Origin of the sequence: Actinomadura scrupuli, assembly GCF_050971785.1 — a bacterium.
GTDB lineage: Bacteria > Actinomycetota > Actinomycetes > Streptosporangiales > Streptosporangiaceae > Actinomadura_E > Actinomadura_E scrupuli.
Map to the genome: position 1 here is coordinate 188,317 of NZ_JBPCCU010000010.1, position 21,823 is coordinate 210,139.

The 21,823-nt window shown below is 65.3% G+C and carries 21 protein-coding genes; 11 read left to right on the forward strand and 10 right to left on the reverse strand.

Translation table 11 applies throughout. The annotated features are described in order from the left end of the window. Nucleotides 1–903: 903 nt before the first annotated feature. A complete protein-coding gene (locus tag ACRYCC_RS35165; protein ID WP_433818226.1) occupies nucleotides 904–1,563 on the reverse strand; it encodes a hypothetical protein in 660 nt (219 codons plus the stop codon). A gap of 561 nt (nucleotides 1,564–2,124) precedes the next feature. Here ACRYCC_RS35165 and ACRYCC_RS35170 point away from each other — a divergent pair. From ACRYCC_RS35170 to ACRYCC_RS35185, 4 genes are all read left to right on the forward strand, one after another. Beyond that, entirely contained in the window at nucleotides 2,125–4,398 is a 2,274-nt protein-coding gene (locus tag ACRYCC_RS35170) for a GmrSD restriction endonuclease domain-containing protein (protein ID WP_433818228.1), read from the forward strand. A 310-nt stretch (nucleotides 4,399–4,708) separates the two neighbouring features. Further along, a complete protein-coding gene (locus ACRYCC_RS35175) occupies nucleotides 4,709–5,245 on the forward strand; it encodes a Crp/Fnr family transcriptional regulator (RefSeq protein ID WP_433818230.1) in 537 nt (178 codons plus the stop codon). 36 nt (nucleotides 5,246–5,281) lie between these two features. After that, complete coding sequence (locus tag ACRYCC_RS35180) at nucleotides 5,282–6,070, forward strand: hypothetical protein (RefSeq protein WP_433818231.1); 789 nt, start codon at nucleotides 5,282–5,284, stop codon at nucleotides 6,068–6,070. Next, nucleotides 6,067–8,109, forward strand: a complete 2,043-nt coding sequence (locus ACRYCC_RS35185; RefSeq protein WP_433818233.1) for a hypothetical protein — start codon at nucleotides 6,067–6,069, stop codon at nucleotides 8,107–8,109. The genes ACRYCC_RS35180 and ACRYCC_RS35185 overlap by 4 nt, the downstream gene beginning before the upstream one ends. Before the next feature lie 1,329 nt (nucleotides 8,110–9,438). Here the strand turns inward: ACRYCC_RS35185 and ACRYCC_RS35190 are convergent. Then, the gene (locus ACRYCC_RS35190) at nucleotides 9,439–11,115 is read right to left on the reverse strand and encodes an RICIN domain-containing protein (protein WP_433818234.1); all 1,677 of its coding nucleotides are present in this window, start codon (nucleotides 11,113–11,115) and stop codon (nucleotides 9,439–9,441) included. Nucleotides 11,116–11,152: 37 nt separating this feature from the next. After that, a complete protein-coding gene (locus tag ACRYCC_RS35195) occupies nucleotides 11,153–11,746 on the reverse strand; it encodes a phosphatase PAP2 family protein (protein ID WP_433818236.1) in 594 nt (197 codons plus the stop codon). An 83-nt stretch (nucleotides 11,747–11,829) separates the two neighbouring features. Between ACRYCC_RS35195 and ACRYCC_RS35200 the strand changes: the two genes are divergently transcribed. From ACRYCC_RS35200 to ACRYCC_RS35210, 3 genes are all read left to right on the forward strand, one after another. Beyond that, nucleotides 11,830–12,213 carry a BlaI/MecI/CopY family transcriptional regulator gene (locus ACRYCC_RS35200; protein ID WP_433818237.1) on the forward strand — a complete coding sequence of 128 codons (384 nt, stop codon included), beginning with the start codon at nucleotides 11,830–11,832 and terminating at the stop codon, nucleotides 12,211–12,213. Beyond that, nucleotides 12,213–13,136: a M56 family metallopeptidase gene (locus ACRYCC_RS35205; RefSeq protein ID WP_433818238.1), complete on the forward strand. Its 924-nt coding sequence runs from the start codon at nucleotides 12,213–12,215 to the stop codon at nucleotides 13,134–13,136. Before ACRYCC_RS35200 ends, ACRYCC_RS35205 begins: the two co-directional genes overlap by 1 nt. A gap of 288 nt (nucleotides 13,137–13,424) precedes the next feature. After that, nucleotides 13,425–13,556 carry a hypothetical protein gene (locus tag ACRYCC_RS35210; protein WP_433818240.1) on the forward strand — a complete coding sequence of 44 codons (132 nt, stop codon included), beginning with the start codon at nucleotides 13,425–13,427 and terminating at the stop codon, nucleotides 13,554–13,556. A 27-nt stretch (nucleotides 13,557–13,583) separates the two neighbouring features. On the opposite strand, the gene ACRYCC_RS35215 is transcribed toward ACRYCC_RS35210, so the two are convergent. Further along, nucleotides 13,584–13,784 (reverse strand): integrase core domain-containing protein, encoded by a 201-nt coding sequence (locus ACRYCC_RS35215; protein ID WP_433818242.1) that lies wholly within the window; start codon nucleotides 13,782–13,784, stop codon nucleotides 13,584–13,586. Between the two features lie 111 nt (nucleotides 13,785–13,895). On the opposite strand from ACRYCC_RS35215, the gene ACRYCC_RS35220 reads away from it, so the two are divergent. Next, a complete protein-coding gene (locus ACRYCC_RS35220) occupies nucleotides 13,896–14,153 on the forward strand; it encodes a hypothetical protein (protein ID WP_433818459.1) in 258 nt (85 codons plus the stop codon). A 247-nt stretch (nucleotides 14,154–14,400) separates the two neighbouring features. Here the strand turns inward: ACRYCC_RS35220 and ACRYCC_RS35225 are convergent, their stop codons facing one another. Together ACRYCC_RS35225 and ACRYCC_RS35230 are read right to left on the reverse strand one after the other, a co-directional pair. Continuing rightward, nucleotides 14,401–14,907 (reverse strand): hypothetical protein, encoded by a 507-nt coding sequence (locus tag ACRYCC_RS35225; protein WP_433818243.1) that lies wholly within the window; start codon nucleotides 14,905–14,907, stop codon nucleotides 14,401–14,403. Next, nucleotides 14,897–15,715, reverse strand: a complete 819-nt coding sequence (locus ACRYCC_RS35230) for a polymorphic toxin-type HINT domain-containing protein (RefSeq protein ID WP_433818245.1) — start codon at nucleotides 15,713–15,715, stop codon at nucleotides 14,897–14,899. Before ACRYCC_RS35230 ends, ACRYCC_RS35225 begins: the two co-directional genes overlap by 11 nt. A 77-nt stretch (nucleotides 15,716–15,792) precedes the next feature. Between ACRYCC_RS35230 and ACRYCC_RS35235 the strand changes: the two genes are divergently transcribed. Genes ACRYCC_RS35235 through ACRYCC_RS35245 form a run of 3 tightly spaced genes read left to right on the forward strand, consistent with a single transcriptional unit; the run spans nucleotide 15,793 to nucleotide 20,029 of the window. Next, on the forward strand, nucleotides 15,793–18,123 hold the full coding sequence (locus ACRYCC_RS35235) for a type IV secretory system conjugative DNA transfer family protein (RefSeq protein ID WP_433818247.1): 2,331 nt from the start codon (nucleotides 15,793–15,795) through the stop codon (nucleotides 18,121–18,123). Beyond that, nucleotides 18,120–19,052 carry a replication-relaxation family protein gene (locus tag ACRYCC_RS35240; RefSeq protein WP_433818249.1) on the forward strand — a complete coding sequence of 311 codons (933 nt, stop codon included), beginning with the start codon at nucleotides 18,120–18,122 and terminating at the stop codon, nucleotides 19,050–19,052. Before ACRYCC_RS35235 ends, ACRYCC_RS35240 begins: the two co-directional genes overlap by 4 nt. Continuing rightward, a complete protein-coding gene (locus tag ACRYCC_RS35245; protein WP_433818250.1) occupies nucleotides 19,052–20,029 on the forward strand; it encodes a C40 family peptidase in 978 nt (325 codons plus the stop codon). The genes ACRYCC_RS35240 and ACRYCC_RS35245 overlap by 1 nt, the downstream gene beginning before the upstream one ends. 100 nt (nucleotides 20,030–20,129) lie before the next feature. Here ACRYCC_RS35245 and ACRYCC_RS35250 read toward each other — a convergent pair whose 3' ends face one another. The 4 genes from ACRYCC_RS35250 to ACRYCC_RS35265 all read right to left on the reverse strand — a co-directional run bounded on the left by ACRYCC_RS35250 (nucleotide 20,130) and on the right by ACRYCC_RS35265 (nucleotide 21,806). Then, complete coding sequence (locus tag ACRYCC_RS35250; RefSeq protein ID WP_433818252.1) at nucleotides 20,130–20,351, reverse strand: DUF932 domain-containing protein; 222 nt, start codon at nucleotides 20,349–20,351, stop codon at nucleotides 20,130–20,132. Next, nucleotides 20,267–20,845, reverse strand: coding sequence for a DUF932 domain-containing protein (locus tag ACRYCC_RS35255; protein ID WP_433818253.1), 579 nt, complete (start codon nucleotides 20,843–20,845; stop codon nucleotides 20,267–20,269). The genes ACRYCC_RS35250 and ACRYCC_RS35255 overlap by 85 nt, the downstream gene beginning before the upstream one ends. Nucleotides 20,846–21,195: 350 nt before the next feature. After that, nucleotides 21,196–21,600, reverse strand: coding sequence for a hypothetical protein (locus ACRYCC_RS35260; protein WP_433818255.1), 405 nt, complete (start codon nucleotides 21,598–21,600; stop codon nucleotides 21,196–21,198). Further along, nucleotides 21,597–21,806, reverse strand: a complete 210-nt coding sequence (locus ACRYCC_RS35265; protein WP_433818256.1) for a hypothetical protein — start codon at nucleotides 21,804–21,806, stop codon at nucleotides 21,597–21,599. Before ACRYCC_RS35265 ends, ACRYCC_RS35260 begins: the two co-directional genes overlap by 4 nt. Nucleotides 21,807–21,823 lie beyond the last annotated feature (17 nt).

Sequence of the window (21,823 nt, forward strand, 5' to 3'; positions counted from 1 at the left end):
GCGGGCGAAGCTCATTCAGTGCACGTGTCGGCAATATACCGGACCGGTCTCGATCGATTTGGTCTACGCACCCGAGCTCAATGGCTGAGTGAGCGCGTACGCCCGATCAAGCTCACGCCCAGGTCATTCGCTCGACAATCAAGATGCGGCTAGTTCAACTCGCTGCAGGACGCTCAGTCAAAACAGATAGAGCCGGGCCGCCACGCCATAGCCATTCCCGCCTTCGCCACCGCTGATACCATCTGTCAACGGTCAGGTGCGTGTGGCTCTGACCCACTTTGCGTGATCGGTTCGGTCGGTCCCCGCGCAGGACGCGGATGCGGAGCAGGTCAGGATTGGCGCGCCAGCATTCGTAAATGAACTCGCTGGACGAGCCCGCAGGAGACGAGGCAGGTCTCGATGATGCAGTTGTTTGCTGGTAGCGATTCGGGCCGCGCAAAAGAACGACGCGCAAGCTCAACGAGCGGACGCGCCGGAGATAACCTCGGTGATTTTAACTGACCCTGACGCGGTATATGTCACCGATTGGGTAGCCGGGCCATGTGCGTTCGGTAGTGATCCCCCCGCCGACCTGAACCCCCATCCAGACCACAGGGATCACTCCACGTCGAATTGGCCAGCTATCGTGATCATGCAGCCGCCGACATGGCCCAGGTCGAGCACGGGTCTGCCTGGCTCCCCATTGTCGAGTCGAACCCATGCCGTTTCTTGACCACCGATTGAAGATCGAGCTTTTTCCTGTGGCTGGCGGATCGCAAGGCAGGGGCTCTTGATGGGCTCCGGGCCAGCTCAGCGGCCTCTGTGTCGGGATTCCGTCTGATGCTCGCGCTCGCTACGCGGCGGAGTAGTGCGTTGTTCTCACCCCTGCTGACGAGGCGACCGGAAATCCCACGTGCGACCGGCCTATGCCGGGTAGCCGAGAAGGCGCGTCCAGGGTCCTCCAACGCGGGTTCGGCTCGCGCTGTGGCCGGGCGGCAGGTCAAGGACATCAACCAACGTCGGATCTTCGTCCACGGCGTGGTGAAGGTGTCCGATCTCGCCGGTGCTGCCCGCGCCCGTAGCGCCGATGAGCTGCCAGAGCCCATCGTCAGCGTCGTTCCCGACCAGCAGGACAGGCTCGCGACGCTCGAAGACCTCGATGGTCTGGATACAACGGGTGCCCAATAGCCAGTGCCGCATCCACCACGCCCGTCGATCACGCTCCATGACGCGGTCTGCGACCCACCACACGAACGGGAGATCCTCGTGGGTGCGAGCCTGGTCCGCCGCGAGGTCCGGGCCGCCCTGTGGTACGTGCTCGAACGGTTCGTCAGCGAGAGAGAACGCGTGGCCGCCCTTGTGCTCGAACATGACGGCGTGAAACGTGCCGCCGCCTGGATTGCCGGCGCCGATCCCGATCGAGAGCTGGGCGATGTGAGGCTCCGACCCGGTGGTCCAGCCAAACGCGTACGAGGCCAGTTCGCCCTGAGGGCCGACGAACTCGCCGAATGCACGGCGATCCATGCCCATGGCCTCGGCGGTCGGCACCTCGACGAACGAACCCTCCAGAACCTGGATATCCACGCGGCCAACCTAACCGATAAGGATCATGCCCGGGCCGTGGGAGAGACGTGCGGCACCGCCGGCACGGCCGCGCTCCAGTATCGCCAGCCACGCCGTGCCTATCGCGCTGATACCGGTGTGCGCGTGCAGTCGCGCGTCTTCGGCTGCCGCCGCGAGCAGGGCGCACAGAATCACGCCGATCAGCGCGAGAACCAGGTGCCGGCGATGAGGCCGTCGTCGAAGCGGTAGACGTGTGTGACGACAGCATCAGCGAGGTGACACGGGCCCTGACCCGCACGACCTGGTGGACGGGTCACGGCAAGCCCCGACCATCGTGCTCCTGCGCAAAGCCGCACCACAGGTGTCAGTGCTACGGGGGAGGATCAGGACGAGCTTTGCGCCGTCAAGATCAGCGACCTGCCAGCGGTGTGCGCGACGCTTGGAATGGACGTCCCCGCCGTTTGGTAGGAGCCACTGGCCTTCACGATTCTGTGGCTTCACGTGCTGGATAGCGTGTAGAAGTGGTGAACTACGCGAAGCGTTGTCTGTTCACGTCGAATGTCTGCCCGAGGAGCTCCGGCCGTGCCGCCCACTCTCTACCGTGATACCGGGTACTCCCTGAATCACCTGATCGAGGATATTAAGGTCGGTCGCATCGGTCTTCCGGACATCCAGCGCCCGTTCGTCTGGTCGGCCACCAAAACCCGAGACCTATTCGACTCGATGTACCGCGGCTATCCCATCGGCACCTTGATGTTCTGGGAGACCGGCGCGGAGGTCGGCACCCGCCAGATCGGAACGGAGTCCTCCAGCCGGTCACCACAGCTGCTCATCGTTGACGGCCAACAGCGCCTGACCTCCCTGTTCGCCGTGCTCACCGGCCGGCCCGTGCTGACCAAATCGTTCGAGCAGCGCCATATACGGATCGCCTTCCGCCCTGAGGATCAGACCTTCGAGGTGGCGGACGCTGCCATTGATCGCGACGCGCACTTCATCCCGGACATCACTGCGCTCTGGGCGAACGGTTACAAGACCACGGTGCGTCGGTTCTTCGAGCGGCTCAGCAAGGCTTCCGATCAAGAGATACCGAACGCTGACAAGGATGAGCTTGAGGAGCGCATCGATCGAGTCCGTGACCTGCGCGATTTCCGGTTCCAAGTGGTCGAGTTGGGCGCCGCGGCCAATGAGGAGCAGGTCGCCGAGATCTTCGTCCGGATCAACTCCGAAGGCGTCAAGCTCAATCAGGCGGACTTCATCCTCACTCTCATGTCAGTGCATTGGGAGAAGGGGCGCCGCCAGCTCGAAGACTTCAGCCGTGCCGCGGTCGATCCCACGGTGACCGGGCCGAGCCCCCGCAACCCGTTCCTGGACCCCAGTCCGGACCAGCTCCTGCGGGTTGCCATCGCGGTCGCCTTCCGCCGTGCCCGGCTACAGCACGTCTACAACATCCTGCGCGGCAAGGACCTCGAGAGCGGCCGGGTCAGCGCGGAGCGCCGTCAGGAGCAGTTTCAGCTGCTGGCTGCAGCGCACGAGAAGGTGCTCGACCTGACCAGCTGGCACGAGTTCCTTAGATGCGTGGCCACGGCCGGCTTCCGTAGCCGCAAGATGATCACCTCGGACAATGCCTTGCTGTTCAGCTACACGCTCTGGCTGATCGGTCGGCACGACTTCGGCCTTGAGATCCCAGATCTGCGCCCGGCCATCGCGCGATGGTTCTTCATGGCACATACGACCGGCCGCTACACCAGTTCCCCCGAGTCTCAACTGGAATCTGATCTAGGGCGCATCGCAGGCCTACGAGCCGGCGACGGCACCGCCTTCATCGCCGAACTGGACCGCATCGCCGCCGCGAACTTCACTGGGGACTACTGGGACATCTCGCTGCCGAACCGCCTCGACACCTCCTCATCCCGCTCCCCTGTGCTCTTCGCGTACCTGGCCGCGCTGAACATTCTCAACGCCGAGGTCCTGTTCAGTGATCTGCGGATCAAGGATCTCCTCGATCCCTCCGGTGCCGCACCGTACTCCCTGGAACGTGACCGCTTGTTCCATCGCAAGCACCTCGAGTCGCTCGGCATCTCCGGCACGCGTCAGATCAACGCGATCGCGAACATGGCTTACGTCGACTGGCCGCCAGCCGAACGCAACAACGCCGACGCCCCTTACGATTACCTGCCCCGCATCGCGGACAAGATCGATCCGCAAACACTGGCCCACCAATCCCGGTGGCACGCTCTTCCGGTCGGCTGGGAGCACCTGGACTACCCGACCTTCCTCGAGCGGCGCCGCCTGCTCATCGCCCGGGTCGTCCGGGACGCCTTCAACACGCTCGCTGGCGAGCGCAAAACGTGGGTGCCGACGACTGCCGAGGATCTGATCGCCGCAGGCGAATCACAGACCATGGAGTTCAAGTCCAGCGGACGGTGGAACGTCCACACCAATACGCACGACCCCAAGCTCGGGCAGATCCTCGTCAAAGCGGTGTGCGGTTTCCTCAACGCCGAGGGCGGCATCCTACTCATCGGCGTCGACGACAACGGCCAAGTGCTGGGCATCGAAGAGGACTTCACCACGCTCGGCACGAAGCAGAACACCGACGGTTACGAACTGTTCCTCAGGCAGCTACTCGACGACACCTTGTCCGCCCCGACCGCGCCGACCGTACGCATTCGATTCCCCGAGGTGGCGGCAAAGACGATCTGCCAGGTCAGTGTCGCCGCATCCGGACGACCCATCTTCGCCAAACCGGCCAAAGGTGGCGCAGACGCATCCGAATTCTGGGTACGCGTCGGCAACGCGACCAAGCAGCTCCACGGTGACGACCTCATCAAGTATCAGGAGGAACACTGGGGTTAAAGCGAGTCGGGAGCGTCGGCTCCCCTCAGGCCCCTCAGATCACGGTGGAGCCATCGTTCTCAGGCAAGTCCTGAACAGAATGGTCGGCGGCATCGGCATGAGATGCTCCGGTCTGTGTGACTTCACCAGAACCGGGGGGACATCACTTCGCCGACGCCGGGGCATCTCACTTTGCTGACGCGATCGAATGTGAGAGACATGGTGAGTGAGTGTCTCAGCGGAGGCTTGGGCCCGTCTGGTCTCCGTCGGCGCCGCCCAACGCCGTAGACGGGGCTCTGTCCTGCTGAGGCAGGGAGATCCCGCCACTCATGTGCTCGCGCTCATCGCGGGACGGGTGAAGGTCTTGCGGACGTCACCCGACGGAAGCGTTGTCGTACTCGCGGTACGGGGGCCAGGCGAACTCCTCGGTGACATTTCGGTGCTCGGCGGTGACGACCGATCAGCCACCGTCATCGCCCTCGATCCATGCGAGGTACGCCTCATTCCCGCCGAGCATTTTCTCTATCTGGTCCGATCGCAGGGATGGGAAACTCAGTTTCTACGGCATGCGATGAGCCGCATACGCGAAGGCGAAGCATGGCGCGCAGAACTCGCCACGCTTCCAGCCGGCCCGCGGCTGGCGAGAACGCTGCTGCGCCTGGCGGCTCCGCGTCCAGCGAGGTCGGCCGATGTCGGTTTGAACCAGACGGAACTCGGCCAAGCCGCCGGTCTTTCCCGCAGCACCGTGGCCGCTGAACTCGCGCGCCTGCGTGAACAGGGCATCATCGCCACGACCGGTCGCCGGATCGTCATCATCGACCTCCACAGGTTGCGTGCCCTGGCCGATTCGGGCCACGGCAACGTCTGATTTCAGACAGTCATCGCGCAGAGTCCTGTGCATCGTGTGAAGGACCGCGCGCTGAAAGGAGACGTGACGTTGCCATCGTTCCAAACGTTGCTCGTCGTCGACGCCGAAGGGTTCAGCCATCACCGTGACGCTGAACTGCCCGGCCTGCACACCGAGATCCGCCGTGTCCTGGCATGTGCCTGCGAGCTGAGCGGCTTAAGCCAGGCCTGGGAGAACGTACGTTTCATGCAGAGCACCGGCGACGGCATCCTGGCCGTGCTGCCCCAGGCCGCGATGGTCTCTCTCATCCACCCGTTCGCTGACCGTCTGCAGGAAGCCCTCGCCGAGGCAGCACCACGGCTGCGGGCACGCGGGTTGCGACTCCGGCTGAGGGTCGCCCTCCACGTCGGCCTCGTCGACGACGAGCACCCGGTCACGGCGGGCATCTCGACCGCCACGAACGACGTCAGCCGATTGCTGGATTGCGAACCACTGCGGGCGGCACTGCGCGACAGTGACCCGGACCTCACTCTCGCCGCTTTGATGATCTCCTCCGAGGCGTTCGAAACGTACGTTCGCGGTGGCCGCACCGGGCTGCAGCCGAGTCAGTTCACCCAGGTACGGGCGAAGGTCAAGCAGTTCGACCGACCGGCTTTCCTCTACGTACCGGCGCCTTCCCACCGCGACCACTCAGACGACGAGTCCACGCCGGATGTGGCTCTTCCTGCCCCGGCACCCAGCCCGACCGGGGGCATGTCCTTCGGCGACGTGAGAGTGACCGGGGATGCCGCGCAGAACATCATCGGCGCCCAAGCCGGCGGCGACATCCGGCAGGAACGGTCGTGACCCCGCCACCGCACGGGCCTACAGCCGGCGACGTCAACGTCACCGGGGACGCCGCGCAGAACATCATCGGCGCACAGGTCAGCGGTAACGTGATCCAGAGCATGATCACCTACGTGCGTGCGCGTCCGGCGATGTACCTCAGCTCAACTGAGACCATGGACCGAGTGGCCTGCTACGTGCCCCCCGACAATCACGATCAAATCGTGAAGGTCCTTGACGCCAATCATGCGGTCGCGCTCGCTGGCCCACCGGGATGCGGTCGTGAGACCACTGCCATCGCCGCCCTTCACCAGTTGCGTCCTGGCGTCCCGATCCGCTGGTTCTCCGCCGGCGAGGAGGATGTGGAGGAGATCGGCGCGTCAAGCGCCTGCAGCTACCTGATGCGTGCCGAAGACGAGAACCTCACACGCCTCATGAGCTGTGTCGATGCCGTTCGCGACGCGGGCGCTTACCTGATGATCGTCGCAGATGAGACCGGGCAACATCAGCTCGGCGCCTATCTGCCATGCATCACGGTGAAGCCACCGCACCCCGTGCAGGTCTACCGGCACCGGCTGACCCGCCGCGGTCTCACGCACACCGATTGGCCGCATTGGGATGAGGCACCAGTGCTGTTGGAACACGCGCTGCCCGCGGACGCGCGCCGCCTCGCCGACCTGGTCGAGCAGATCGAAGGCCGAGACGGCGACATCGCCGCAGAGCGTACGGAAGTGGCGCAGGCCTACCGAGGCTGGTCAGAGGAACTGCGCTCCTGGTTCCATGAGCACCCGGAGCCCCATGAGCGGGCACTTCTCATCGCAGCCACCGCGCTCGCCCCGATCGAGGACACCAACATCTATTCGGTGGCATTATCGCTGGCGCACCAACTCAAGATCACCGTGAACGGTGCTGGCCTGGCATGGTGCCCTGTAACGGACCTATGTGCACTGCTGGATGCTGAACGGGAGGGCGACCGGATCGTCTTTCGACGGCATGGCTTTGCCCCCTCGACACTGCGACACGTCCTAAGAGACTATCCACTGGCCCTCTCAGATCTGCTCTCCTGGCTGAGGGCGCTGCCCACCAGCGAGGACGCACCACCCCGCCTGCACAACTCACTCGTCGGGACCTTCGCGGACGCGGCCGCCGAGCATGGAGAGGCCGAACAGGTCGTTGAGGCCGCACGGACGTGGGCCGACGCGGAGCTGCCTGACCTGGCATTCATCGCGCTCTCCCAAACCTGCCTGCATCCACGCGTCGGCGGGCGGGTACGCCGAGCCCTGTACGAATGGTCGATTCGACCGCGTACACCGCAGACCCTAAAACTGACCATCACACGGGTCTGCGAACCGCTGGGCCAGACGCACCCGACGATCGCTTTGACCCGGCTCAAGCACCTTGCCACGCACGGCAACACCCAGGTCATAGGTGAGGTGATCAGCGCCGCGCTAGGCCTGGCCAGGAGGGGCCAGCGTCAAGAGGTGCTCACAGCGGCACTCACGTGGAGCGCGGGCACCGACACCGAACGTCTGTCTGCCACCGCCCGGCGTCGCCGGATCCAGGCGGGCGCGACGCTGTTCCTGGAACTGGCAAAGCCGATCGCGGCGTCCGGCCTACCGGAGGTACTGGACGGTGCGGAAGCCGTCGACCCGCTTGCCTGCGTACCCGCGTGGCGAGCAGCCCTCAACGCCCGAGCCGCCATGCCCCGACAGTGGGACACTTCGCTCGAGGAGACCGTGTATCACTGGCTGGACGCAGCCGTACACCAGCCCCAACTGCGCGGGCGGATCGTGCGGGCCTTCGTCGAGGCCGCGACACCAAGTGCTGCGCCACACGGCTTCGCGAACGGTCCCCGACCGGCCAGCACAGCACAGATCGGCGCCAAGATGCTCATCGACCTGGTGCGGCGGTGGGCAGCGACGGGAACCATGGATCCGGAACGCAGAAGGATCAAGGAGGACATCGTCCTGCCACTCACGCATCCGTGGTGGCTACGGCTGTTGAAAGTCCTGTACGTACACCTACGGGCGCTGACCGAAACGTCCGAGCCACGGAGATGAACCCTCGGCGAGGCCGTTGATAAGCACGGAGCACTTCCGTTCTCACGCAACGGCGAATTGACCAGCTATCGTGATTATGCAGCCGCTGCCATGACGCCGGTCGAGCACGGTTCTGTGTGGCTCCCCGTTGGGGGTTCGAACCCGTGCACAGGCAAGACCATCAGCCGACCCGCGCGGAACGGCCTGCATTGACGGAGCGGTCACCCATGTCCGCTCGTGCGCCACGGAACGACCCGGCAGCAGCCGGCACGAAAACCGACTGCCTCCCTGGATCAAGATCCAAGGTGACCCCATACCCGCACAGCGGGGCGACCAACGCCGCTCATCACATCGTGCGGCGCGAGTGCCTTATACCGACCGCTCGGACGCAACAGCCACCGCCCCCCGACCGGCCGTGCCCAATGAATATCGACGGCCAGGACCCGCCCCACGGCGCCATGATCAACCCCGGCCCGCCCCCACGAGCGAACATGGAGCAAACACGGGAAACAAATCACCAGAAACCCGACACGGACATATCGCGCAAAATTTGAAACATCCCAGGTCAGAATAGGTGGGGCGGGCGGGACTCGAACCCGCGACCGATGGATTATGAGACCCGCTGCAGCCGTACCGATCGGTGCCGTGCGCTGATCGGCGGTGTTGTTTCGTGTCGCGCTGCGCGGGTTTCGCCGAATTTCCGTGCCGATCGCTGCCGGACGGTGCCGCGATGATCCACGGCGTACGAGCAAACATCGAGCAAACATGATGGCGGTATCGCCCGGGGGAACGACCGGCGGTTTGGTCCCATCAATCGTCGCCGTTCACATATACGCCAACCGGATGAACTCACCACAACCCCGTCCTGATCAACATGACACCGCCACGCGAACCCAGCCCCATCCACGACAGCGTACGGCGTGAACGCTTACGCCGATCGGCCAAGTTCACCGTTGGTGAGCGCCCCGGGCTCGCGAGAAGCTCTGCGATCCTCCCTCATGCATAAACCGACCGGCAGCCTACAACCTACTCCCCGACCAGCGAGATCAGGGCAGAGGATCGCTACCACGGAACTAGGAAAACCATTTTCCGCCGCGGTCGTTCTTCTCACGCCACCGCTTACTTACCCCTATTCCACCTGTAGTAATTAATATGCCAACTGCAATGAGTGGCGGCAGGAGAAGGTAAATTCCGATGACCACCGAAGTCACTCCGGTGGGGGCGAGCCAGCGGAACCAAGGCTCCCCCGGACTCGGAGCGAATCCCACGCAATGAAGCCGATCAGGGTCAGGAATATCGGATATCCCACGATCGGGATTCCGTGCGGCGTGAGCTGAATTGCCGTGGTTGTCAATGTGGAATCCCTCCCCACCATGAACCGTTCCCCGCAGGGGCTCCGCCCCACCAGGTCAGGCCAAATCCGTTGGCTTGATTAAGCATACGCTGACGGGCCGCGGGCGCCCATTCCGGGTCTCGCATCTGCCAGATTGTCAGCGGCTTTCCCATCGTACCGACCTGAGGAGATCGCGCTGATCGAAGTCTATAACAAGCATAATCAAGTCCTATATCACCACCATATTTCAGCAGTTCAAAAGGGTCGTTGTAGCCTTGATTATCAATCATTGTTGAGGTGCGGACCCCGAAGGTGAAGCCGAACCCTGCTCGAACGAGCCAAGGGCAGAGAACTTCGGCGCCGCCGACGCAAGCGAACAGTCCGGCTACGGCCAGGCCCCGGCCGATACCAGTTTGGTGTTCCCATACCCAGTCACCCATGAGCCAATGCCCAATGGACTCGCCGGGGGCTGGCCAGAGCGAAGCGCCGGTAGGATCGGTCATATAGCTCGGAGCGTCTGCCGCGTATGCGTAGGCTTGGTGGGTGTAGTTCTCGAGAGGGTCGCGTGTGGTGAACTGGCCGATGTTTGAGTTGTAGTTGCGGGCTCGCATGTCATACAAGCCTGTAGAGAGATCCTGGTATTGACCGGTGTAGTTGAGCGGGTGGCGCGGCGGACTGGCGGCCAGCCCGGTCGCGGTGGTGGCTCCATAGGTGTCATACGCGAGTCGAAGCTGCGGGGCACCGTTACTGGTGGTGACGTCTGTGGTGCTGCCGAGCCAGTCATGGTGATCGAAATATGCGCCGGCGGAGGTTTTGGAAGACAGCGGTTCGCCGAGAGGGTCGTAGTGGTAGTCCGCTAGCAAGGAACCCGATGCGGTGTTCTCTGTCGCGAGCATCGGAAGAACGTTGTTCGTGTCCCAGCGTTGCTTGCTGGACAGGCTCCCATTGACGAAGGTGGCGGCTCGATTGCCGCTGAAGTCGTAGGAATAGGTATAACTCATCGAGCCTGAGGTGACCTTGGCCAGTTGGTTCTCAGCGTTGTAGGCGTATGTTGTGGAGCCGGCTGCGGTCTGGTTACCGCTGTTGTCGTAGCCGAAGCTTGTAGTTGAGGAACCGCTGATCTGTTGTATCAACTGGTCGGCAGCGTCGTAGCTGTAGGTAGTTGTCAGCCCGTCTGCGGTTCGGGTCAGTCTATTGCCAGTTCCGTCATAGGTGTAGGAATCGCTGGCGGGTAGTGCGCTCGCCGGCAGTGTCCAACGTTCGTTGGCCGCTACCGTGCAGGTCCAGAGGTCAACCTGCGTGCCGTTGGTGGAGGAGCTTCCCGGGTCGTCCAGGCACTTACCTGATTGCGGGTTTATCAGATATCCAGTCGGACTGACTTCCCACTTCTGTGCACCCGCTCCTGTGCAGGTAGAAAGGTCTACCGGTGTGTTGTTGGCCGTGCCGCCTCCCTTGACGTCGAGGCACTTGCCGAAGATGCGGATGGTTGAGTCGTTGTAGACGGTCCAGGTCTGCGAAGCCGACCCGGTGCAGTCCCAAATCTGCACTTTGTTTCCGTCAGCCGTGCCCTGCCCGTTATCGTCAAGGCATTTCCCGGAGACCTCGGCCGGATCCGGCCGCCCGCAGCAGACCTCACAGGCGCTCAATGTGACGTGAGGGGAGGCCGAACGGGCTTGATCCCGGGACGGCCGCACGCCTGCCCGCGCGGTCGGTGCCGAGACCTGGTACCGCTCAGTGCGTTGGTGGCTGCGGGCCCGCGGCGAGGAGTGGCCGTAGCGGGGTCTGGGACAGTTTCGTGACCACGGGCAGCACCAGGCGGCGTGTGAGCGCCCACAGTGCGGCGGCGACGGCCCCGCCCAGGAGCAGTCCGGCGAGGACGTCCGCCGGGTAGTGCGCGGCGATGTAGACACGGGTGAAGGCCATGAGCAGGGCGGCGGCTGCCGCGAGGAGGCCTAGTTTGCGGGAGACCAGCCACAGACCGACGGCGGCGGCACCGGCCATGGTGGCATGGTCGGAGGGGAAGGAGAAGTCGTTGCTGCGGTCGGCCAGAACCAGAATGGGCGGCAGGGTGGTGTACGGACGAGCCTCCTGGACCGTGTTCACGATCGGCTGGTTGATCGCGACGGCCAGCAGCACCGCCGCGCCCGCACTCAGAGCGGCGGTCATCTGGCGGGCATCTCCGGCACGGCGGGCGATCCACCAGCCGGCCACCAGCAGCACGGCGAACAACGCGATCCCGTATTTGGCGTAGGCAAGGGCAGGCGTATGCAGCCATGGCGTGGCCTTCGCGAAGCCGTTGACGTGCTCGAACATCCACCGGTTCACACTGGCCCACCCATCTACTACGATTACTGTAGTAATGAACGGTACTACAAATATGTAGTAGTTGGACGGAGGGTAGGCCACCGGTGAGCACCCGACGCCAAGGGCGTCCCCACAGGGGTCTGGAGCAGCAGGTTTTCGCGGTGCTTGCCACGGCCGCTGCGGCGCTGACGCCGGGGCAGGTCCGCGACGAGCTCGGCGACGACCTGGCCTACACGACGGTGATGACGGTGCTGGCCCGGATGCTCGACAAAGGCCTGGTCACCCGGGAACGGACCGGCCGCGCCTATGCCTACACCGCGGTGGTCGACGAAGCAGAGGTCGCCGCCGCGCAGATGCGGCGGTTGCTGGACGCCCGCGACGACCGGGGTGCCGTGCTGACCCGCTTCGCCGGCGCCCTGTCCGCGGAGGAGTCCCAGTTGCTGATCGATGTGCTGAGCGGCGCGGACGCAGAGCAGGGTCGGCCGTGATGGCTTTGGCGGTCCTGCTCTGCATCGGTGTGAGCATGCTGTTCGCAGCTGCAGCGCCTGCGCTCGGTCGCAGGCTCCCACCTGCCACGGCGGCCCGGCTGCTGGTTCCGGCGAGCCTTGCTGTCGCCGCCAGCGGTGTGTTCGTGCTCGGTGTGGTCACCTTCACCTGGGTCGGCCAGTTCCCGGAAATTGCCCGCTATGGCCCATGGTCACCCGTGTCACTGCACGCGCGAAGCCCCTTCCCCGCTTGGCCCGCCGCCTTCAGTGGGCTGCTGGTCGTGCTGGCCACCGGCTGGGCCGCTCGGATCGTCTACCGCAGGACGCGGGCAGTGCTCCATGTCCACCGCGCCTGCCGGCATCTTGCCGTCGCAGGACACCTCGTCGTCGTGGATGATGAGCGGCCTGATGCCTTCACCACCCCCCAACCGGCCGCCCGGATCGTCGTCACCACCGGCCTGCTCGGTGCCCTGACCAGCCAGGAGCGGCGTGCCCTCCTGGCGCACGAGAGCTCCCACCTGGCCCATCGGCACGCCTGGTGGAACATGGCAGCCGACCTGGCCGCCGCGATCAACCCGCTGCTGCGTCCCACCGCCCGCGTCATCGCCCACGCCGTCGAACGATGGGCCGACGAAGAGGCCGCCGACGCGGTCGGGGACCGGCGGCTCGTCGCCCGCACCCTGGCCCGCGCAGCCCTCCTGCAACACCAGCCCGCCTCTGATGGTGCGGTGGCCGCCACCGGCGGCAACGTGGTCAACCGGGTGCGCGCGCTGCTGGCCCCCGCCCCGACCCGCCACCCCAGCGCCCTGGCCGTCCTGCTCGCGCTCCTGCTCACCACCGTCCTGACCGCCGCAGTCGTGCAGCACACGGGCGAGTCCCTGTTCGAACACGCCGCCACCCGCACCCACCCGGCCCGCCATGCGTGACCGGCTGATCGGTCTCGACTTCCGGGATACCGCTAAGGCTCCGGCTAAGGAACAAGCTGGGCGCCCCCAGCCAAGGGAGCCGAGCTCCCGGCAGATCCGAGTGACAGCGGTGCGGCGTGCGGGCCAGGATCGGCGCATGCGCCTCTTCTCGTCCCGCGTTATCAGCTACGCAGCCCAGCAGATCCCTCAGGCGTACAGCACGGGGGAAATCGAGACCTTGTTCACGGCAGCCGGCTTGGGCTCGTTTTTCTCGCCGACGTACGGGAAGTCCGCGATGGTGGCACCAGCATGCGGCACGCCACTGCAGCTTCGGACGACGGCGACAAGGCGGCGGCCGACGGGCTGAACGAGTTGGTCCTGGCCGTGGCCCGCAAGCTTGCGCCTCCGTACGCCGACGACGAGGTGGAGCCGGGCACGTGAGGTGCCCCGGGTTGTGTGAAGTCCGGTCTACCTGGCGCCGGTTGGCGCTGGGGTGGTGATCGAACGGTAGTAGGTTGCCTCGTATTCGGCAGGTGGCATGTTGCCGATCGCTGAGTGCAATCGTCGGTTGTTGTACCAGCCGATCCATTCGACGATGGCGTATTCGACCTGGTCACGGGTCCGCCAGGGGTGGCGGTGGATCAGTTCGGCCTTGAAGGTGCCGTTCAAGACTTAGGCCATTGTGTTGTCGTAGAAGTCTGCTACTGACCCGAACGGATCGCCGACGCGGGCATCAAGGTCCTGCTCACCGGTGCCCAGATGTCGAGAATGAACGCGATTATGGAACGATGGGTACAGACCTGCCGCCGCGAACTCCTCGACCGGACCCTTATCTGGAACCAACGCCACCTGCTCCATGCCCTGCGCGAGCTCGGAGCCTTCCTGAACGAGCATCGACCTCACCAAGGCATCGCGGTTGCTCGCCCTCTGAATTCGCTGCCTCCGCCGATCACTGATACCGACCGAATCGCTCGCTTGGACGTGCGCAGACGTCAACATCTAGGTGGAATCCTCAACGAGTACGAGCATGCCGCTTGACCTTCACGCATGAGGTTTTCGGCAAGCCGCCGCTCCGACAGGCCCTCTCCAACTGCGCATCCCGCCGAATCGCCGCATACAACTCGACCTTGGTCTTCGGCATCACCCGAACCCACAACGCCGGGAACCCTTCGAGCCTCCCAACCGCCCCCAACAAGGTGAGGCCAAATACAACCAGCCGCATACCTACAGTCACAGGGTGGAGCCAGCAGTCCTCGGTAGGCGGAGCCAAATGTCGTCCTTCAACTCACCCCGCTGAAACTCCACCATCCGAATGCCAGCTGCCAACGAAAAAGTATTCAATCTGCCGATCTGCGGCGCTATCAGATAGCCCTGCACCTTCGGTCAATGACAGCAGATTATGGACGCACCGGGTGAAAGAATAAACGTCTTCCCCAAGCAACGTATCAAGCCCCATAATCAGTACAGCAACGGCTGTCCTGTCGCCAGAGGTCAGGAAGTCCCAAAGCCTGTCATTGAACGCTGCCCAACCCCCCGCACCGGATTGAGGAAATTCAAGTTTCTTTGTCAACTCGATCAAGAAGACCTGCTCCGGGGGAGCCTCGCTGTGGTTGTAGTGGACCTCCACGATATGAAACCCGGCACCTGCAAGCTTCGCCTGCAGTTCAGGCGTTCGACTTTGGTCAACCAGGTACGGGCGTGGCTTCAACCACGGCAACAGGTCTTGCAAGTCAATCCACGGGGAGGGTACACCCTTAGCCCATGCGGGCAGCTTTGGCTGTTCAGCATCCACAGAACGGACCCCTTATCCGAATGAAGCCATCGGTATAATGACGCGAATAATAAATCTCACCCCGGAGACCAAACACCAGACGACCATCCGGCCGCGTACCTCCAGGCGCCGTCGGGAAGATATCCGTTTCGACATAGTATCTCGGCGCCTGTTGAGGCAGACCTTCACCGCCATAGATTCCGTCACCGATCTTGCTCTTGCCCTGACGCACACCTGGCGGAAGGGTTCCATCTTCGTCCATCTGGCGGACAACATTCTCGATGTAGGGATGCGCATCCTCAGGAATCCCATCCATGCGCAGGTGGGGGCACCCACCTGAATTATGCACAAGGACGGGTGTATGGCCTGCTTCTACATAGAAGGTGTGAACGTCGGCGATGGTGAGGTCGCGGACGGTTGGGTGTCCAGGATACGTGAGTGCGCTGGTGACGCGCATGCTGGTGCCGTTGAGTGTGCGTAGGTGCTGACCGGGGTGGAGTCGGTCGGCGCGGACCCAGTGGCGGGTGTCTTTGTCCCAGAAGAGGTGGTGTTCGGTGGCGATGACCACGCCGGCTTGGTGGTCAGGGGTGTCGATGGTGATCTGGACGAGGTGGTCGTAGGTTTCGCCCCCGAAGGAGGCGAGGACCGTTTTGGGGCTGGTCTTGCCGGTGGTGGGATCTGTGGCGAGGACTTCGTCGCCGGCTTTGACGTCTTCGATGGATTTGGTACTGCCGTCAGCTAGAAGGACCTTGGTGCCGGAGATGAAGCTGTTGACGCACCTCCCAGGTCCTCTCATTGCACGTGGTGCCTGAGTTCCCGCGTCGGCCAAGGCCAGAATGTCGCCGGACTCGTAGGCGGCCCTATTACGGTCCGCGCCTTATGGCGTGCGGGTTCGGCGGAGCCGCCATGTTCGCCTGCGCCCGGTCGCTGGTGTGGCGTTGGCGTCACTCCCGTCTCACCCCGGGCGCCCGGCTGGTCGAGGTGGCGGTACCACCGCAGGTGGAGGAGGACAGTGCTGCCGCCTGGTGGTCGCATCTGGTCGGGTTGACCGCCCCCGCGTGGAAGCGTGGGCTGTTCGGTCAGCCGCATCTGGCCTTCGAGTACGTCGCCGACGCCGCCGGGATCCGCGTACAGATCTGGGTGCCAGGCACCCTCCCACCCGGTCTGGTCGAGAAGACCGTCCGATCAGCGTGGCCCGGAGCGACCATCACCACGCGGCCTGCCAGCCCACCACTTCCGCTGGCCGCACCCACCGCCGGAGGGCGGCTCACTCTGGCCCGCCCCGATCACTACCCGCTGACCGGCAAGCATGAAGCCGACCCGCTCCGCGCATTACTCGGTGCGATGTCGGGCCTGGGCCGAGGCGAACACGCCGTGGTCCAGGTGCTGGCCCGCCCCGTCACCGGCCGCCGCCTCGGCAGGGCGCATCGGGCCGCCTCGGCGTTGCGAGGTGGCCGGTCCGCCTCCTTACAAGGCCAGATCTTCGACCTGATCACCCCGGGCATGTCCGGGACCGTGCACCCCGGCGAGCTGGCGCGAATGTTCCCCGAGCGTGCCGAACAGGTACGAGGCATCCTCGCCAAGGCGGCCCAGCCTCGGTTCGAGGTCCAGATCCTTTACGCGGTCGCCACCAGCAGCCATTTCGGTCGTCAAGCGAAGGGCTGGCTGCGCGGTCACGCCCATGAGATCGCCTCCACCTTCGCCCTCTACTCCTCCGGCCACCAGTACCTCCGCCGCAGGCACTTGAGGTCACCAGCGCTGCGGCTGGCGGCGAGGCGCCTGGATCGCGGCTACCTGCTCTCGGGGCCCGAGCTGGCCGTGCTGGCGCACCTGCCCTACGACGTCGACGCGCCCGGCGTGACCCGGGCGGGGGCGCGTCCAGTCGCACCGTCCCCGGCCGTGCCAGCCGCCGCCTCATCGTCCGTGCGGGTCCTGGGGGACGCTGACACCGGCTATCCCCGGCCGGTGGCGCTGACCGTCACCGGGGGCCGCCAGCACCTGCACGTCCTAGGCCAGACCGGCGTTGGCAAATCCACGTTCCTGGCCAACCTGATCCTCACCGACGCGCACGCCGGACGAGGTGCCCTGGTCATCGACCCGAAAGGCGACCTGATCGCAGACGTCCTGGACCGACTGCCCGAACGCGCGATCGGCCGTACGGTCGTGTTCGACCCCACTGAAGCGGGACCACCGCCGTGCATCAATGTGCTCGCCGGGGCCGATCCGGGGTTCGCAGTCGACTCGATCGTCACCATCTTCCACCGCTGCTTCTCCTCCTCGTGGGGCCCGCGGCTGGATGACCTGATGCGCTCGGCATGCCTCACCCTGACCCGGGTCAATGGGGCCAGGGCGACGCTCGGTGATGTGCCCAAGCTGCTCACGGACTCCCCGTACCGGACTCGCATTCTCGCCAAGCTCGATGACGAGCTGCTGAGTGGGTTCTGGGCCGCCTACGACGACCTGTCCCCTGCCGGGCGGTCCACTGTGATCAGCCCGGTCATGAACAAGCTCCGGGCGGTGCTGCTGCGTCCGTTCGTTCGCGACGCTCTCTCGGGGGCCGAGTCGACGGTCGACCTCGGCCGGCTCTTGGACGACAGCGGCCTTATCCTGGCCCGTCTGCCCAAGGGAGTCCTCGGTGAAGACGCCGCCCGCCTGTTCGGGTCACTGCTGCTCGCCCATACCTGGCAGGCGATCACCCCGCGCTTCCGGTTGGCGGAGGCGGACCGGCGGGACGCGGCGGCGTACGTGGACGAGGCGCACAACTTCCTGAACCTGCCCGGCTCCATCAGTGACCTGCTCGCCGAAGCCCGCGCCTACCGGCTCTCCCTTGTCATCGCCCACCAGCACCTCAGCCAGCTGCCCAAAGACCTGCGCGACGCGGTATCAGCGGATGCCCGCAACAAGGTCTACTTCACCGCTTCACCCGAGGACGCCACCGACCTGGCCCGCCACGTCTCGCCGTTGCTGACCCCGCATGACCTGTCCCACCTGGGCGCCTACCAGGCCGCCGGGCGGATCGTCACCGGCAACGAGCAAACCTCGGCGTTCACCTTCCGTACCCGGCCCCTCCCGGACGCGATCCCCGGACGGCAGGAGGCGGTCCGCGCAGCCTCTCGCCAGGGGTTCGCCACCAGGAAGACGGCACGGCCCTCCAAGCCGATACGGCCCAAGGCCCTCACCGATCCCCGCACCGCCGGGCGGCCCGGCACAACCGACCACCGAAGGGACTGTTCATGACTCGCACCGCCAAAACGACCAAGAACCGGATGCGGCGGATCAGGGGCACCAGGCCCAGGGTTTCACCCGAGCTGATCGCCGACCTCGCGCACCGGCTCACCGGCCGGGACCGCGCCGTACTGGAACTGGTCTGGGAGCACCGGGTACTCACCACGCACCAGATCACCGAGATCGTGTTCCACAACCCGCACAAGGCCCGCCACCGGCTTCTGGAGCTCAAACAACTATCCGCCCTGGCCAGGTTCCAACCGTGGGCCCCGGTCGGCAGCGAGCCCATGCACTGGGTACTCGGACCGGCGGGTGCCCACATCCTCGCCGCCCAGCGCGGCATCGACGTCACCGAACTCGGCTACCGCCACGACACCACCCTGGCAATCTCCCATTCCGTGAAGCTCGCCCACCAGGTCGGCGTCAACGACTTCTTCGCCAAGCTGCACGCCTACGCACGTCGGCGCAGTGACGATGCCGCTGTCACGCAGTGGTGGCCCGAGCGCCGATGCGCCGCCTTGTGGGCTGACCTGGCCCGCCCGGACGCCTACGGTCGCTGGGCCGAGCCCACCCCAGACGGTCGCCTCGCTGAGGTGGACTTCTTCCTGGAACATGACACCGGCAGTGAAACCCTCTCCCTCGTGGCCGGCAAACTCTCCGGCTACGCTGCCCTGGCCGAGGCCACCGGCATCTCCACACCTGTGCTGTTCTGGCTGCCCAGCCAGGCCCGCGAGATCAACCTGCGGAAGGTCGTCGGAATTCCTGAGGTGCCCGTGGCGACCGCCGTACAGACACCCGGCACCGCCTTGGAGGGGCCCGCCGGATGTGTATGGCTTCCCCTCGGATCCACCGGACCACGAAGGAGGCTGATCGACCTGGTCGACGCCTGGCCCAGTGCCGGCCCCAGACTCCATGGCCCCGACCACACCAAGGCGAGGTGATGGCGCTGCTGCTCGGCACCGTCGGCATGGTGGTGCTGCTGGTCGCGGTCGTCTTCGGCGGAGTGATCGGCGCCCTCGTCACGGGCAGCGGGAGCGGCTGGTCATGCGCGGCTGGCCCGGCACCCGCCGCTCACGCCGCCTCGGACATCCCAGCCGACTACCTGGCCTGGTACCAGCAGGCCGGGGCGTTGTATGGCGTGCCATGGCCGGTCCTCGCCGCTATCGGGAAGACCGAGTCCGACCACGGCCGGGGGAAGGGCTCAGGAATCCACTCCGGCGCCAACGACGCGGGGGCGATGGGGCCGATGCAGTTCCTGTCCACCACCTGGAAGGCGTACGGAGTCGACGGGAACGGCGACGGTAGCAAGGACGTCCACGATCCCACCGATGCCATCTTCGGTGCTGCCCACCTGCTGAAGGCCGACGGGGCGCCCGAACACCTGGATGCGGCGATCTTCCAGTACAACCATGCCGCCTGGTACGTGAAGACCATTCGGGCGCTCGCCACCGGATATGCAGGCGGGATACCGCCCGAAGCCGTGACAGCGGCAGGGTGTGCCGCCGGGGCGTTGCCGCCGAACGTGGTCGCCGCGAAGGTGATCGCCTATGCCCGTGCCCAGCTCGGCAAACCCTACGTGTGGGGAGCGCAAGGCCCGGACGCCTTCGACTGCTCCGGGCTCACGATGATGGCCTACCAGGCCGTGGGCGTCAGGCTCCCGCACTACGCGGCCAGCCAATGGAACAGCCTCTCCCATGTGCCTCCGGGCCAGCAACAGCCCGGCGACCTGGTCTTCTTCGAGATGAAGTCCGATGGTCCAGGGCACGTCGGGATCTTCATCGGGAACGGAGAGATGATCGAAGCTCCCAACCACACCGCCCCGGTACGGGTCAGCACCGTCAACCGACCGGACCGGGTCGGGTACGCACGTCCTTCTGTTGGGTTCTCGAGTCCTGAAGACTCTTCAAGCACGAACTGAAGCTCGATTGCCAGCGGGCGGGGTCTGGTAGCGGCGCAGTTGTCCTGGGGCGAAGACCGAACGGCCCGCTGGAGGCGGGCCGCCGGGCTGGTGCAGGTGGTCAGGGTGTGCGCAAGAGTTCGAACGTGCGGATTTTGATCTTGGCGGTGGGGTGGTCGTCGGTCAGGGCCCGCTCGGCGCGCACCAGGTCGGGATCGCGTTTGCCCGTGACTTTGGAGTGGTGATCGAGCATCGCGGTCACGGCGTTGTAGGCCGCCCAGCGGGTGCCCCGGATGTTACCGAGGTCGGGGGCGGTGCTGAACAAGGCCTCCAGGGTGCGCATCGCCTCATCGTGGTTGCGCTTGGCCAGCACGCCCGGGTCTGCGGCAGCGGCAGGAGGGCGCCGGTGAACTGGCGGAACTCCTTCACCTCCATCGGTGTCGCGAGGAGTTGCTCTGCTTCGGCGGCGAACGCCTGACCGTGCTTCCAGCTCAACTTCAATGCCTCCCGGGCTTCGGCGATGCGTCCGGCGATGTGCCCGGTGTGGCGCACCTTGAAGATCGACCGGTGGTTGCGCAGGGCGGCGCGTTCGGTGTTGGCGCAGACGACCCTTACGGGAGTGGCGACCGTGGTGAAGGATCCCCAGCCGTCGTGGCGGGAGAACGCGGCGATGTAGAGGTCGACGGCATCGATGCCGCCGACCATCAAGTGGTCAGGCAGCTTCATGGTGACGAACACCCGCCGTCCCGAGTTGAGGGATCCGCCGGTGTGGAAGATCGCTCCGGACTCGTCCACCAGGGCTTGAAGGAAGTCGGCGACCTCCTCGTTTTGCACCACCTGTAGTCCCGGCCCACCATGCCCAGGCGATCCGGGGCATCCGTGGCGGGGTTGGTCCGCACGATCAGGAAGTCATCGGGCGCGTGCACGGTCTGGCCTGTGATGGGGTCGGCGACCGATCCGACAGGTACCTTGCGGACGTCCCACCCGTCCAGACGGGCGTTGGTGAGCAACTCTGTCGCGGTCATCGGGCCGGGTGCCACGTAGCCGAGCCGGTGCCAGGGCGCCTTCTCCGCGACCGCAACGGCGGCGGTACCGTCAGCCAGGATTTCGATCTCATGCATGGTCGTGCCTTTCGTCTGTGGTGAGTGATCCGGTGTCAAGCGATGATGGAAAGCAGGAGCTGCTCCTCAACGGCCTGACGCGGACGGGCCGTTGATCGCGGCGAGGAGTGCGTCGTAGGAGTCTGCGCGGGCGAGGTCGGCTGTGTGATCCCCGCATAGGTCGCCGTCGGCCTGCTCGCAGCCGCGACACCACATGGGCAGTTCACGCAGGACCTCGGTGGCCTCACGGAAGACGGCGGCCAGTGCCTCGGGGCGTTCGAGGATCGGCGTGGCGGCGGTCACCGAGTCGCGGGCTGCGGTTACAAGAGCGTCGGTGGCCTGGTCGTAGCTGATCGAGTCGGTGTCTGGGTCGGTGGCGTCGAGGCGGGCGAGTGCCTCGGCGAGTCTGCGTAGCCCACCGATCATGGAGTCGGCGGCGGCCTCGCCCGGTCCCGTTCCGTCCCCCGCCAGGCCTGGTTCCCAGCGGATCACGAGGTCCTCCTGGCGGTGATCGCGTCCAGGTGTGCAGTGTCCTGGTAGAAACTCCGGGTGATGGCGGCCACGGCGACGGTCAGTGCCTCGCCGTTGTCGAGCCGGGTGATCAGGTGCGCTTCCGCGTCACCGCGTGCTTGATGGGCTTGTTCTTGGCGGTCACGGATATACGACTCGTAACAGACATCGATTGTTCTCCTTCTCAAGCTGCGGGGTCCGTCGG

Excerpts from the sequence above, each read along its gene's own strand:
- ACRYCC_RS35220 (WP_433818459.1), top strand. The coding sequence starts at position 13,896 with ATGGAACGATGGGTACAGACCTGCCGCCGCGAACTCCTCGACCGGACC.
- ACRYCC_RS35235 (WP_433818247.1), top strand. The coding sequence starts at position 15,793 with ATGTTCGCCTGCGCCCGGTCGCTGGTGTGGCGTTGGCGTCACTCCCGT.
- ACRYCC_RS35210 (WP_433818240.1), top strand. The coding sequence starts at position 13,425 with ATGCGGCACGCCACTGCAGCTTCGGACGACGGCGACAAGGCGGCGGCC.
- ACRYCC_RS35250 (WP_433818252.1), bottom strand. The coding sequence starts at position 20,351 with ATGCGCACCCTGGAGGCCTTGTTCAGCACCGCCCCCGACCTCGGTAAC.
- ACRYCC_RS35245 (WP_433818250.1), top strand. The coding sequence starts at position 19,052 with ATGGCGCTGCTGCTCGGCACCGTCGGCATGGTGGTGCTGCTGGTCGCG.
- ACRYCC_RS35205 (WP_433818238.1), top strand. The coding sequence starts at position 12,213 with ATGGCTTTGGCGGTCCTGCTCTGCATCGGTGTGAGCATGCTGTTCGCA.
- ACRYCC_RS35240 (WP_433818249.1), top strand. The coding sequence starts at position 18,120 with ATGACTCGCACCGCCAAAACGACCAAGAACCGGATGCGGCGGATCAGG.